Origin of the sequence: Citrobacter sp. Cf116, assembly GCF_030336505.1 — a bacterium.
Taxonomy (GTDB): domain Bacteria; phylum Pseudomonadota; class Gammaproteobacteria; order Enterobacterales; family Enterobacteriaceae; genus Citrobacter; species Citrobacter freundii.
The window spans coordinates 781,750-796,042 of sequence record NZ_JAOWEQ010000034.1 but is presented as its reverse complement, the minus strand read 5'-3'; the positions used below and the strand labels follow the sequence as shown (position 1 = coordinate 796,042).

Here is a 14,293-nt window from a genome sequence, read left to right as displayed (position 1 = left end):
GGAGCGGATTTGAACGTTGCGCAGCAACGGCCCGGAGGGTGGCGGGCAGGACGCCCGCCATAAACTGCCAGGCATCAAATCAGCAAAAAGGCCATCCATTAGGGTGGCCTTTTTGCTTTCAGTTCGTTGAAATTTAATGGATAACCTGCGACAAGAAGGCGCGTGTGCGTTCAGATTTGGGGTGAGCAAAAAACTCATCCGGTGGTGCCTGTTCCACAATCTCGCCAAGATCCATAAAGATCACCCGGTCAGCTACTGTGCGGGCAAAGCCCATTTCATGGGTTACACATAGCATGGTCATGCCCGATTGTGCCAGACCTATCATGGTATCCAGTACTTCTTTTACCATTTCAGGATCCAACGCTGATGTGGGTTCATCAAATAACATGATTTTGGGTTTCATACACAGCGAGCGTGCAATGGCCACGCGCTGTTGTTGTCCACCAGAGATTTGCCCGGGATATTTATGCGCATGTTCGGCAATGCGGACCCGCTCGAGGTAGTGCATTGCCAGTACTTCAGCCTCTTTTTTCGGCATCTTTTGCACCCAGATAGGCGCCAGTGTGCAGTTTTGCAGGACAGTTAAATGAGGAAAGAGATTAAAGTGCTGAAAGACCATGCCAACTTCTTGTCGGACGCGCTCAATATTGCGGATGTCTTCATTGAGTTCAATCCCATCCACCACAATGCGTCCTTGCTGATGCTCTTCCAGATGGTTAATACAGCGGATAGTTGTCGATTTACCCGAACCGGAAGGCCCGCATAATACGATGCGCTCTCCCTGTTTTACCTTCAGGTTGATGTTTTTCAAGACGTGAAACTGTCCGTACCATTTGTTGACGTTTTCCAGCGTAATCATCGCGTCGGTAGACGGCATTAATAATTGGCTCATAAATTCCTCAGTGCGGTGTACGCCCGGTGTTAAAACGTTTTTCCAGATGTTGGCTGTAACGCGACATACTGAAACAGAAGATCCAGTAAATCAGTGCAGCGAAAACATATCCTTCTGTCGACATACCCAGCCACGCAGGGTCCACAGTTGCCTGCTGCACGCTACTGAAGAGATCAAACAGACCGATGATAATGACCAGACTGGTATCCTTGAACAGGGCGATAATCGTGTTAACCAGGCCAGGGATAACCAGTTTGAGGGCTTGCGGAAGAATGACCAGCCCCTGAGTTTTCCAGTATCCTAACGCCAGTGATTCAGCGGCTTCATACTGACCTTTTGGTAGGGCTTGTAACCCTCCGCGAACCACTTCTGCGACATAGGCCGACTGGAAAAGAATAACGCCGACCAGGGCCCGGATAAGCTTGTCGATACTGGTTCCTTCGGACATAAACAGAGGAAGCATGACCGAGGACATAAACAGAACGGTAATCAACGGCACACCGCGCCAGAACTCAATGAAAATGACGGATAAAACCCGCACGACTGGCATATGGGAACGACGTCCCAGCGCCAGTAAAATGCCCCATGGAAGCGCGCCTGCAATCCCCACGGATGCGATAATTAGCGTCAGTGTTAATCCACCCCACTGCCGGGTTTCTACGCGCTCCAGCCCGAAAAAACCCCCGTACATCAGCCACCAAACCACCACTGGATAAACGACGGCCCAGACGGCGATATAGCGGCCACGATGCGGGATTGTTTTCAAGAACATGGGAACGATAGACAGCAAACCAATTATCAGGGCCAGATTTACACGCCAGCGCTGATCGTGGGGATAAAGTCCATACATGAATTGCCCAAAGCGTTCATGAATGAACACCCAGCAGGCTCCGGCTTTGGTGCAGTCTGCTCGGGTTGAACCTACCCAGTTGGCCTGAAAGAATACCCAGTTCAACAGCGGCGGAAGAAATGACCAAATCAGCCATATGCATAGTAGGGTAAGCAGGCTATTTGACCAACTGGAGAACAGGTTTTTACGTACCCAGAGTAGGCTGCGGCTTGCCGGATTACTGCGCTGGCGTGAGGGGTGAGACAGCAGGGCTTTTGTCATCATGGCTCCTTAGCGCTCAATCAGTGCAATACGGCGGTTATAAATATTCATCAGCAAAGAAATACTCAGACTAATGATCAGGTATACCGACATAGTGATGGCGATCGTTTCAATGGCTTGCCCTGTTTGATTGAGTACCGTGCCGGCAAACAGTGAAACCATGTCCGGATAGCCAATGGCGGCCGCAAGAGAAGAGTTCTTGACGATATTCAGGTACTGGCTGGTCAGAGGGGGAATGATGACGCGTAGCGCCTGTGGGATGATTACCTGGCGTAGCGTCACCGGATTTGGCAGACCCAGCGAGCGTGCCGCTTCATGTTGGCCATAAGGAACGGCCTGAATTCCCGCCCGAATAATTTCTGCAATAAATGCCGAGGTGTACACCGAAAGCGCCAGAGTCAGTGCCGCCAGTTCGGGAATAAGCACCATACCGCCACGGAAGTTAAAACCACGAAGCGCGGGAATGTCCCAGTGAAGCGCAGCGCCAAACATCCACTGTGAAATCACCGGTAAAAGTACGATCAACGCCAGAGCCATGGGCCAGGTCCGACGTAGCTGGCCGGTTTTGGTCTGATGCATTCTGTTGAAGCGAAATAATCCGATGGTGACGACGATAGCGATAACGACAGCGGTGCAAAAGGCAAAAAAACCTTCTCCCATTTGCGGGGCTGGTATATAGAGCCCCCGGTTACTCAGGAACATCAAATCCAGTGCGTTAACAGCCTGGCGTGGGCCGGGCAGGTTACGTAATACAGCGAAATACCAGAAGAAGATCTGCAGCAGCGGCGGTATATTGCGGAACGTTTCGATGTAGATCGTCGAGAGTTTTCGCAATAACCAGTTATCTGACAGGCGTGCCAGTCCGAGAAAGAAACCGAGAATTGATGCGAAAACAATACATAATGCAGAAACTAATAGCGTATTGAGCAGGCCGACCACAAAGACACGACCATACGTATCGCCTTGCTCGTAATCAATCAGATGCTGGACAATACCAAATCCGGCACTGCGATCGAGAAAAGAAAACCCCGAGGTAATACCGCTATTGTTCAGGTTATTTATCGTGTTATGAATGAGATAGACCGCAATGCTGATAACCGCAATGACGGCGAGTATTTGAAATAACCAGGCGCGGACCGCAGGGTTAGAAAAGGATAACGATCCTTTTACGGTTGAGCGGCGATGGAACATAAGAAAACCTCAGTAACTATGACTCTGGGCTGAGCGCCGCAGTTGCGGCGCCCGTTACATCACTACGCATTAGCGCACCGGTGGCGCATATTGGATGCCACCGTTATTCCAGAGGTTGTTCTGTCCACGTTTGATCTTCAGCGGACTTTCCGATCCAACGTTACGTTCAAAGATCTCCGAATAGTTACCAACCTGCTTGATAATGTTGTAGGCCCATTTGTTATCAAGCTTCAGATCCTTGCCATAATCCCCTTCTTTACCCAACAGGTGAGCCATATCCGGAGTTGCTGGATTAGCCGCTTTTTCATCGACGTTTTTCGAGTTAACACCCATTTCTTCCGCATTCAGCATGGCGAACAGCGTCCAGCGAACAATGGAGAACCACTCATCGTCCCCACGACGTACGACAGGTCCCAGTGGTTCTTTAGAAATAACTTCTGGCAGGACGATCCACTCCGCAGGATTGCTCAGCTTGATGCGTAGGGCATACAACTGAGACTGGTCGGAAGCCAGCGTATCGCAACGTCCAGATTCCAGAGCTTTGGCTGATTCATCCGAGCGGTCAAAGGTGACGGGGGTGTACTTCATATTGTTGGCTTTAAAGTAGTCGGCCACGTTCAGTTCGGTATCGGTTCCCGCCTGAATACAGACCGTTGCGCCATCCAGCTCTTTAGCGCTCTTCAGACCTGCTTTATTGTGGGTAAGAAAACCAATGCCGTCATAATACGTTACGCCAGTGAAGGACATACCCATACCGGCATCACGAGAGGAGGTCCACGTGGTATTACGAGAGAGCATGTCGACTTCACCAGACTGTAATGCAGTAAAGCGTTCCTTGGCGGTGAGCGGGGTATATTTTACTTTGCTATCATCGCCAAATACGGCGGAGGCAACGCCACGACATACATCAACATCAATACCCGAGAACTTGCCGCTTGCATCGGCATAAGAAAAGCCAGGCAAGCCGTCGCTGATCCCACATTGCACAAACCCTTTTTTCTTTACGGCATCAAGTGTTGCGCCGGCATGCGCCTGATTTGCAACAGCAAGCAGCACGCCGGCCGCAGCCAGGCTGGCGATTATCATCTTTTTCATAGAGCATCCTGTGTGGAGGAATTATTGTTATGGAAACGTTCTGAAAACGTCTTTTACCTGTCTGTGGCTTTGGCCATACTCTTTTAAGCAAAGGTAGTGCCAGTTTTTTGCGCCTGATTATTCGACGCAATATGCAGAGTGTAGACAGGAAAAAATAAATGTAGCGCCCTGAAGTGGTGCAAAATTGAAACGTAAGCCACATTTCGGCGCAAAAAATTTAAAAATCAGACAGGACGCGTGATAACGATTTCTGGCGTTAATATTAATGGCGTGAGAATAATGAAAAGAAACTGTGGTGTAACGAAAAACAGAAAAAATGCTAATTTTAAATCGTGGATGTGTGAGGGAAATCTATAATAATTTTATTATATGTCAGTCGCTATTAAGCAACGTTTTGTCTTATATGTAGATTTTATGCTTAGTGCTCAAAGCGCGGTAATAACCGCGCTTTTGAGATGATTTATTTGGTCAGGGCGACAATCCCAAGTGTCAGTCCGGCAACGGCTGCAGCACCACCGGCGATGGCTCCGGCTGTTTCCCAGTTATCCTGGGTAGTGCCTTTCATACAGGTATTGGTATGAACCAGGCGCCCCTGATCGTCGTATACAGGTACGCAAGGAGAATCGTGTGCACAGCCAGCCAGGAATGCGGTAAGCAATGCAACGGATATTAATCTTTTCATGGTGTTACCTCAAAATAAGCGTTTCGCTAATTAAGCAAAGACAAACGCTAAGCCATCTGCGAACTCGGTGATTATTTTACCACTTCTTAAAAAAGGACTGACATGAGGAATAATCTCAATTCATGTGGATTGTAAAAATAATGGATAAAAAGAAAGGTCGTAGGCGAGTTTAGAGGGATAGTTTAAATGAAATAAATGGCTATCTTACTAATAAATAAAGAGGAGCATCGTAGGTAAAAAAGGCGTCCGTAGACGCCTTTATTTTACAAATTAATCGTTGTGCCGACTAAAACGCCGTCTCACGACAACAAAGAAGACGGGGACGAAGAAGATAGCCAACAATGTTGCGGTCAGCATTCCTCCCATAACACCTGTACCGACCGCATTCTGTGCACCACTACCTGCTCCGTGACTGATAACCAGAGGCATAACCCCCAGAATAAAGGCCAGGGATGTCATCAGGATAGGACGAAGACGCATACGCGATGCCTCCAGCGTCGCTTCAATCAACCCCTTGCCTTCTTTATCCATCAGGTCTTTGGCAAACTCGACGATCAGGATGGCGTTCTTAGCCGAGAGGCCGATAGTGGTTAGTAAGCCAACCTGGAAATAAACATCGTTATTCATCCCGCGCAGTGATGCTGCTAACAATGCGCCTACAACACCGAGCGGTACAACCAGCATCACCGAGAACGGAATAGACCAGCTTTCATACAATGCGGCAAGGCAAAGGAATACTACGATTAACGAGATGGCATACAGCGCAGGCGCCTGGTTACCCGACAGCCTTTCCTGATAAGACATACCCGTCCAGTCATGACCAATACCATTCGGCAGTTTTTCCGCCAGACTTTCCATCAGCGCCATTGCTTCACCAGTGCTTCGCCCTGGTGCCGCTTCGCCCAGTATTTCCATGGATGGCATACCGTTGTAACGTTCCAGTCGCGGTGAACCATAAATCCAATGTGATGCACTGAACGCAGAGAACGGAACCATTTCGCCATTGGAGCTGCGGATATACAGATTATTGATGTCCGCTGGCAGCATGCGGTATTTTGCATCCCCCTGAACGTATACTTTTTTCACACGACCGCGGTCAATAAAGTCATTGACGTAATAGCCGCCCAGTGATGCGGAGATAGTTTCGTTGATATCCGACAGCGATACCCCCAGTGCCTGTGCTTTCTCCTGATCAACATCCAGCTTAAACTGCGGAGTATCTTCCAGTCCGTTAGGACGAACGCGAACCAACAGATCGGGGTGTTTAGCCACCATTCCCAGTAGTTGGTTACGCGCTTGCGTCAACGCCGTATGCCCCAGACCGCCCTGATCGATCAGCTCAAAATCGAAGCCGGTTGCGGTACCCAGTTCAACAATAGCGGGCATATTGAAGGGGAAGACTAACCCATCGCGGATCTGGCTGAACGCGCGTGTGGCGCGTGCAATGACCGCTTCAACACTATTTTCCTCGCCGCTACGTTCATTCCAGGGCTTGAGGCTAACGAATGCCAGACCTGAGTTTTGCCCCTGACCGCTGAAGCTAAAACCGTTAACCGTGAAGACGCTTTCGACGTTAGCTTTCTCATTGGTCAGGTAGTACTGAGTAACCTGATCCAGTACTTTCTGGGTGCGCTCTTGCGTAGCTCCTGCCGGAAGTTGAATCATTGTCATAAACACACCCTGATCCTCCTCTGGCAGGAAGGAGGTCGGCAGGCGCATAAACAGAACCGCCATTCCGATCACGATGATCAGATAGACGATAAGGTAACGCCCTGTTTTACGCACAATACCGCTGACGCTATTGGTATAGTGATTGACGCTGTGATCGAATTTGGCATTAAACCAGCCAAAGAAACCGCTTTTTTTCTCGTGATGTTCAGCCGATACCGGCTTCAACAACGTTGCACAAAGCGCAGGAGTCAGGATCAGCGCTACCAGTACAGAAAGCGCCATGGCGGAAACGATGGTAATGGAGAACTGCCGATAGATAGCCCCAGTTGAACCGCCAAAGAAGGCCATCGGGATAAATACCGCAGACAGCACCATGGCAATACCAACCAGTGCTCCCTGTATTTGTGACATGGACTTTTCCGTCGCCTCTTTAGGCGGCAGATTATCTTCCATCATCACGCGTTCCACGTTTTCCACCACCACTATCGCATCATCGACCAATAGACCGATGGCGAGCACCATGCCGAACATCGTCAGGGTGTTTATCGAGTAGCCAAACGCGGCAAGTACGGCGAATGTGCCCAACAATACGACGGGGACAGCGATGGTTGGAATGAGCGTTGCCCGGATGTTTTGCAGGAACAAATACATGACCAGGAACACCAGCACGATCGCTTCAAACAGCGTTTTTACCACTTCATGAATGGAGATGGTCACAAACGGCGTCGTGTCGTACGGGTAGACCACCTTCATTCCCTGCGGGAAGAATGGTTGCAGTTCAACCAGCTTGGCTTTGATAGCGTTCGCGGTATCCAGCGCGTTTGCCCCGGTTGCCAGCTTGATCCCAAGGCCGGATGCAGGCTTACCGTTAATACGCGCCACGACGTTGTAGTTTTCCCCACCCAACTCGATACGCGCGACGTCTTTCAGGTGAACAACCGAACCATCGCTGTTCACGCGTAAAGTCACTTTCCCGAACTCTTCAGGGTCTTTCAGTCGCGTTTGCGCAATGATAGAGGCGTTCAACTGCTGGTTAGGTAATGCAGGCGTCCCCCCTAACTGACCTGCGGCAATCTGATCGTTCTGTACCTTCAACTGATTGATCACATCAACTGGCGTGAGCTGATATTTGTTCAATAAGTTTGCATCCAGCCAGATGCGCATGGCGTACTGTGCACCAAACAGCTGCACGTCACCCACGCCATTCAGACGGCTGATTGAGTCTTTAACGTTCGAAGCGACGTAGTCGGAAATGTCATCCTGTGTGGTTTGGGGGTTGTCAGAAACAAAACCCGCGACCATCAAAAAGCTGCTACTCGATTTCTCGACGCTGATCCCTTGCTGCTGAACTTCTTGCGGCAGTAAGGGAGTGGCGAGCTGCAGTTTATTTTGCACCTGTACTTGCGCGATATCGGGATCGGTACCGGACTGGAAAGTCAGCGTAATAGTCACACTCCCGGCTGAGTCGCTGGTGGAGGACATATACATCAGGTTATCGATACCATTCATATTCTGTTCGATAACCTGTGTGACTGTATCCTGAACCGTCTGCGCATCTGCACCAGGATAGGTGGCAGAAATGGCGACCGCAGGAGGCGCAATGGTCGGGTACTGTGCCACGGGCAGTTGCATGATTGCCAGAGCGCCCGCCATCATCAGAATGATAGCCAGTACCCAGGCAAAGATAGGACGCCTGATAAAAAAGTTAGCCATGTCCGGTTACCTTATTGGGCTTTCGTGGCAGGAGTTTCGGTATCGGCGGTTGCTTTAACCTGAACGCCTGGACGTGCTTTCTGTAAGCCGCTCACGATAACTTTGTCACCCGGTTGCAGGCCTTCGCTGATAAGCCATTTGTCGCCAATGGCTTGTGCGGCAACGACTGCTCGAGACTCAACCTGACTCTTGTCATTGACGACCATTACGGTGGCATCGCCGCGAGGCGTACGCGTTACCCCCTGCTGCGGAACGAGAATGGCATTTGGCTGAACACCTTCATCAATGCGTGCGCGCACAAACATGCCCGGCAACAGCGTATGCTGTGGGTTAGGGAACACGGCTCTGAGGGTGATTGATCCGGTGCTTTCATCAACCGTCACATCAGAAAACTGCAAAGAGCCTTTTAGTGGGTATGACTTACCATTTTCCATCACCAGTTCGACTGTACTGCTGGCGCTGTCTTTATGCAGATTCCCTTGTTCAACAGACTGTTTGAGGCGCATAAAGTCGTTACTGGACTGTGTTACGTCGACGTAAATGGGATCGAGCTGTTGAACGGTAGCAAGCTCTGTAGCCTGGCCATTCGTGACTAATGCGCCCTCGGTGACGTTAGATTTACCGATGCGTCCGCTAATCGGCGATGTCACTTTTGTGTAGGCAAGATTGATACGCGCGCTTTCGACCGCCGCTTTTGCCGCGATCACGGAGGCATCGGCCTGACGAGCATCAGCAATTGCCTGATCGTACTCTTGCTGGCTGATGTACTTGGTGCCAACCAATGGCACATAGCGTTTTACCGTTAAATGCGCGATTGCAGCCGCCGCTTCACTCTTCGCCAGTTCACCTTTGGCGCTGTCATAGTCGGCCTGGTAAGTCGCGGGATCGATCTGATAAAGCGACTGTCCGGCGTCAATATCGCTTCCCTCAGTGAAATTCCGTTTAAGCACTATCCCGCTGACCTGGGGACGGACTTCTGCAATTCGGAATGCCGTTGTGCGCCCGGGTAATTCGGTCGTTACGGCTAAAGGAGCCTTTTCGACGACATGGACAGTCACCTGCGGTTCTGCGGGATGAGCTTGTGTTTCTCCCTGATCGTTACAACCGGCGAGTAATGCAGCGGAGACGATGATGAATGAGGGCAGGAGTGAAAACCTGGCATTTTTCGTCATTTCAATTCCTTAAAAAACCGAACGCTCGTTATTAACCGGGTAACGCAGGGGCGATAACGCGCACAAGAGAAAATAATAGTTGGCTATCCTACAAATTATTAGCTAGCGATGTAAGCAATACTTATTTATGGGTGCGATTCACGGCACGTAAAAGCAAAAATAGATTAATCGACTGCTGTTTCATTGTGGTGTTAATAGCAATGCTATGATGCGTATAAACACAAATTGAAATAAGTATTTGGTTTGTGAATATATTGATTGTTGGTATTTGTTTTGTTTATTCGTGTGCAAAGTCAGTAATAATATTCTTTAGGGCTCGTTTAAATAAATGCTAAGTGATACATTTGTTCCATACCGCAAATATTAGATAAGAAAGTTAATCATTCTCTACCTTACCCTTACCTCAGACAGCTGAAACCATGGCCAGAAAAACGAAAGCTGATGCCCTCAAAACGCGGCAGCACCTGATAGAAACAGCGATTGTACAGTTTGCCGCACGTGGCGTAAGCAATACGACGCTAAACGACATTGCAGATGCCGCCAGTGTGACGCGGGGGGCGCTGTATTGGCATTTTGAAAACAAGACGCAATTGTTTAATGAACTATGGTTACAACAACCGCCATTGCGCGATCTTATTCAGGACCAGCTTATTGGCCGTTGGGGAGATAATCCTTTACAGCGACTGCGTGAAAAGTTAGTTGTGGGTTTGCAATATATTGCGCAGAATCCTCGCCAGCAGGCATTAATGCAGATTTTATATCATAAATGTGAATTCCATAACGATATGATATCGGAACAGGCTATTCGTGAAAAAATTGGTATCAATCATCAGGGTATGCGCATTGCCTTGCAGAAATGTATGGATGACGGACTTATCGCAACCAACCTTGATTTAGACGTTATAATAATTATTCTTCATGGGAGTTTTAGTGGCATTGTTAAAAACTGGCTCATTAATCCAATGAGTTATGATCTTTATAAACAAGCGCCAGTATTAGTTGATAATGTATTAAAAATGTTAAGCCCAGATGGTAGCGTAAGGCAATTAGCGCAGAGTGAGAGTCAGGTGGGGTAGTTTTAGCCGCCAGGCCTGACGGCTGCTGAAGTGGGGTTGGTGGCGCTATTCGAGGTCGACGCAGTTGACCAGCTTAAGGGGATTCACTGAGTTCATATTCCGGCACTTATCGTGCTCTGTTGTCATCAGCTCTATCCATTGGATGAGCAGCGCATCAAAAAGAAAAACGAATACTGCAAAAACAACCAGCCACCAATACTTACGAATCATTACCAAACCCTGTGTATTCATGCCCAAGCGTGCAGGGAATATACACGAAATCTGTAACCTGAAAAGCAGACTTACAATGCCTTTACTTTGTTGAAAGATCGCCGCTCTTTGCCGTCAATCGACTCTTTTTAGACAGGTTTTTTGTCTTACGTTTTTTCACCTTGGCAAGCTCAATTTCTGAAAAATGAGAACCGATACTCAGTCTTCTGAGCCCCATTTTTACGTATTCAACATTGATCTCAATCCCGACAAACTTGCGACCCAATTCCACGGCGGTGGCACCGGTGGTGAAGCTGCCGGCAAACGGATCCAGTACCCTGTCATCTGGGTTCGAGGATGCCAGAATTATACGCTCCAGGAGGGCTTTGGGTTTCTGGGTGGGGTGGTTTTCGTATTCGTCCATCAGATAGCGAACGCGTGGGAACTCCCAGACATTTCCCGGCACTTTTTTCTGATTGTATGGCTGTGGTGGATTTTTTCTGTAGTCTATTAGCGCGCGTTGAGCCCCGGTTTTGGCTTCAACCAGAATATCGTCACGATTAAATGTGTAGTTTTTCTGATCTTTTACCATCATCAGGATCGGTTCATACATCGAACCAAAGTAATTTTTAGCCTGTACCCCTGAGCTATCGTATGACCACACGATACGGCTCTTGATAGTAAAGAGCTGGCGGCATTTGAGGTCAATATACGGCATATTCTCCGTACTGTTCATGATGTACATGGTGCCGTGCGGTTTGAGAATGCGATGGCACTCGTCAATGCACTCAAACAGCCACGCCAGAAAAGCCTCTTCATCCCAGGACTCCACCATCCCGTCAAAATCTTTACCGATGTTATAAGGTGGATCGGCAAAAATGAGATCGACGCTTTCAGAAGGCAGTTTTTTCAGTTCGGTCAGTGCATCACCCAGGATTATCTTTTTAGATTCATCGCCAAAATAGACAGGTTCACATCTTGCGTTCATCGCCAAAGCCTCCCGTGTGAAGTTAATAAAAAAGGCGCTTCCCCATGCCGAGTAGCGCCTTTTAAAACAAACATTTAACTGATTAGTATCAGTTCATGCCGTATTTTTTCAGTTTTTTACGCAGCGTACCACGGTTGATGCCCATCATCAGGGCAGCACGGGTCTGGTTACCGCGGGTGTATTGCATCACCATGTCCAACAGGGGCTGTTCTACTTCAGCCAGTACCAGCTCATAGAGATCGTTAACATCCTGACCATTCAATTGAGCAAAATAGTTCTTCAGTGCCTGTTTAACCGAGTCACGCAGGGGCTTTTGAGTTACCTGGTCCTGAGAGTTAACGGTAGAAACGGTCAGTACGTCAGAATTTACGCGTTGTTCGAACATAGTTCTGTCAGCTCTTTATTTCTGTTTACGCAAAATTTTCGAAGTATGCCTCCAACGCCGCCAGCTGTTCGCTGGAATCTTCAATGGCGTTGAATGTGCGCCGAAACTGGTCATCCGGAGCGTGTTCCTGGAGATACCAGGATACGTGTTTACGCGCAATTCGGTACCCTTTTGCCTGACCATAAAAGTCGTGCAGTTCCCGAACGTGCGCACAAAGCAAGCGCTTCACCTCTGCCAGAGGCAGCGGGGGCAGCAGCTCCCCAGTGTCCAGATAATGCTGGATTTCCCGAAAGATCCAGGGTCTTCCCTGAGCTGCACGTCCTATCATCAGGGCATCCGCCCCCGTATAGTCGAGTACAGCTCTGGCTTTATGCGGGTCAGTAATGTCGCCATTCGCGATAATCGGAATGGAAACTTTCTGCTTAACTGCCCGAATACTGTCGTACTCAGCATCTCCATTGAACAAACAGGCGCGGGTGCGTCCATGAATGGTCAGAGCCTGAATGCCACAATCTTCAGCCAGTTGGGCAATCTCTACGCAGTTACGGTGTTCCGGAGCCCAGCCGGTGCGAATCTTGAGTGTGACAGGAACGTCCACTGCATTGACGACCTCGGTTAGTATCGACTTCACTAAATCCGGGTACTGCAAGAGGGCTGAACCTGCGAGCTTGCGATTCACTTTTTTAGCCGGACACCCCATATTGATATCAATAATCTGGGCGCCGCTTTCCACGTTAATACGTGCGGCATCGGCCATCTCAACAGGGTCGCTACCGGCAATTTGCACCGTGCGAATTCCTGGCTCATCAACGTGCACCATCCGTAAACGAGACTTGTCACTTTCCCAAACCTGCGGGTTAGAAGACATCATCTCGGATACCGTCAATCCTGCTCCCATCTCATAGCACAGCGTCCTGAATGGTCTGTCAGTGATGCCAGCCATAGGTGCTGCGATCAGGCGATTTCTGAGCTGGTATTGTCCGATGCGCATGAGTTAAGAAATGACCATACTGTGACTGCAAGGCGGCGTATATTACGCATTTTTCGCACGAGATGAAAGGCCAAACTTTGACCAATCCACTGAGGTGGATCAATGAATTGCCGTAAATGTGAACGCATGAAAATATTTAATCATATAAATCATTGCATTATAAAAATGTGTCTATTTTATATACACATATAATTTTGCGTAACTTCTCATTTTTTCTTCAGCTGCAGAAGGTACTGACAAGATATTCTGCTGAATTAATCAGCAAATTACCTCGCCATTGTGTGATCGCTACCTCATTTTAGTACAGGATCTCGGTATCCCCAGAATAGCTTTCCGTAATCTTGCGTTCATTCAACGGCTGCAGCGGGCGATTGTTTGCAGGCCCAACAGTGTAGTGAAATTTATCCAACTGTTCGGCTGAAAGAGCAACAGGCGTTTTCAGGACAGCCCAGGTAACGCCTTCGGTGCAGGGAGGCGTTGTTAGCGAACCACGGTAGCGCCAGTAGGTTTTATTGTCGGGTAAAAGCTGATTGATATTAACTGGTGAGAAGATGGGCATACTGCTGTCTTCCATGGCTGGAAAGGACTCCCACAAATTTTGAATCGCCTGGTTAGGTTCATCGACATCAAACATGACCGCTACGATGGCGATGTCTCCGTGTTGGTTTTTGTGGACTAACTGCAGCTCCAGCGGATAGGTTTTACCGTTGAGGGTATGTTCATTCGGGGCGTGAAAATCAAATTGTTTTAAATAATAAAGCGTTTCATCAATTTCAATGGAATTAGATGTATAGCTACTCATCGTTGCCTGCAACGTATGGTTAATGCTCCGAAATCTAGTTGGGCCATCGAAGTACTGCATGTTGAGCGCGGGAAGACCGAGTTTACTGGTTGTGGTGGTCTGGATGTCTATAGGGGATTGGTTTATGCCTGTCTGGCACGTTGCATACGCTTTGCTGATTTCTCCCCACCGTGCAGGGCCGGTCTCTCCGATATATCCCCATGATGCGGCAAGCGTTGTCAGGGGCATCAAGCATGCTGTTAGTAAAGTTGTTGTAAAACGATAGAAATGCATACGTACACTCAACGAAAACAATATAAAAATTAACAAAATCAATTGATTATTATATCGCTGAG

The 14,293-nt window shown here is 48.7% G+C and carries 13 protein-coding genes; 1 reads left to right on the top strand and 12 read right to left on the bottom strand.

Going from position 1 to position 14,293, the window contains the following annotated elements; genetic code table 11:
* Positions 1–133: 133 nt before the first annotated feature.
* The 7 genes from OGV74_RS09180 to OGV74_RS09150 form a co-directional block, all read right to left on the bottom strand.
* A complete protein-coding gene (locus OGV74_RS09180; protein ID WP_003025300.1) occupies positions 134–892 on the bottom strand; it encodes an amino acid ABC transporter ATP-binding protein in 759 nt (252 codons plus the stop codon).
* Between the two features lie 7 nt (positions 893–899).
* Positions 900–2,003 (bottom strand): amino acid ABC transporter permease, encoded by a 1,104-nt coding sequence (locus OGV74_RS09175; RefSeq protein ID WP_003025299.1) that lies wholly within the window; start codon positions 2,001–2,003, stop codon positions 900–902.
* A 9-nt stretch (positions 2,004–2,012) separates the two neighbouring features.
* Positions 2,013–3,194 carry an amino acid ABC transporter permease gene (locus OGV74_RS09170; RefSeq protein WP_086504619.1) on the bottom strand — a complete coding sequence of 394 codons (1,182 nt, stop codon included), beginning with the start codon at positions 3,192–3,194 and terminating at the stop codon, positions 2,013–2,015.
* 69 nt (positions 3,195–3,263) lie between these two features.
* A complete protein-coding gene (locus tag OGV74_RS09165) occupies positions 3,264–4,289 on the bottom strand; it encodes an amino acid ABC transporter substrate-binding protein (RefSeq protein ID WP_003025295.1) in 1,026 nt (341 codons plus the stop codon).
* A gap of 460 nt (positions 4,290–4,749) precedes the next feature.
* On the bottom strand, positions 4,750–4,971 hold the full coding sequence (locus tag OGV74_RS09160) for a lipoprotein (RefSeq protein ID WP_003025292.1): 222 nt from the start codon (positions 4,969–4,971) through the stop codon (positions 4,750–4,752).
* A 270-nt stretch (positions 4,972–5,241) separates the two neighbouring features.
* Positions 5,242–8,355: an efflux RND transporter permease subunit gene (locus tag OGV74_RS09155; protein WP_257651784.1), complete on the bottom strand. Its 3,114-nt coding sequence runs from the start codon at positions 8,353–8,355 to the stop codon at positions 5,242–5,244.
* Positions 8,356–8,366: 11 nt separating this feature from the next.
* Positions 8,367–9,527 (bottom strand): efflux RND transporter periplasmic adaptor subunit, encoded by a 1,161-nt coding sequence (locus OGV74_RS09150; RefSeq protein WP_071697437.1) that lies wholly within the window; start codon positions 9,525–9,527, stop codon positions 8,367–8,369.
* Between the two features lie 419 nt (positions 9,528–9,946).
* Between OGV74_RS09150 and envR the strand changes: the two genes are divergently transcribed.
* Positions 9,947–10,603, top strand: a complete 657-nt coding sequence (envR, locus tag OGV74_RS09145; protein ID WP_086504617.1) for an acrEF/envCD operon transcriptional regulator — start codon at positions 9,947–9,949, stop codon at positions 10,601–10,603.
* A 45-nt stretch (positions 10,604–10,648) separates the two neighbouring features.
* Here the strand turns inward: envR and OGV74_RS09140 are convergent, their stop codons facing one another.
* From OGV74_RS09140 to OGV74_RS09120, 5 genes are all read right to left on the bottom strand, one after another.
* Positions 10,649–10,813, bottom strand: a complete 165-nt coding sequence (locus tag OGV74_RS09140; RefSeq protein ID WP_003025279.1) for a DUF2556 family protein — start codon at positions 10,811–10,813, stop codon at positions 10,649–10,651.
* An 82-nt stretch (positions 10,814–10,895) separates the two neighbouring features.
* Positions 10,896–11,780, bottom strand: coding sequence for an adenine-specific DNA-methyltransferase (gene yhdJ / locus OGV74_RS09135; RefSeq protein ID WP_003844806.1), 885 nt, complete (start codon positions 11,778–11,780; stop codon positions 10,896–10,898).
* A gap of 88 nt (positions 11,781–11,868) precedes the next feature.
* Entirely contained in the window at positions 11,869–12,165 is a 297-nt protein-coding gene (gene fis / locus OGV74_RS09130) for a DNA-binding transcriptional regulator Fis (RefSeq protein ID WP_000462905.1), read from the bottom strand.
* A gap of 25 nt (positions 12,166–12,190) precedes the next feature.
* The gene (gene dusB, locus OGV74_RS09125; RefSeq protein WP_003025224.1) at positions 12,191–13,156 is read right to left on the bottom strand and encodes a tRNA dihydrouridine synthase DusB; all 966 of its coding nucleotides are present in this window, start codon (positions 13,154–13,156) and stop codon (positions 12,191–12,193) included.
* A gap of 298 nt (positions 13,157–13,454) precedes the next feature.
* Positions 13,455–14,231, bottom strand: coding sequence for a carbonic anhydrase (locus tag OGV74_RS09120; protein ID WP_086504616.1), 777 nt, complete (start codon positions 14,229–14,231; stop codon positions 13,455–13,457).
* Positions 14,232–14,293 lie beyond the last annotated feature (62 nt).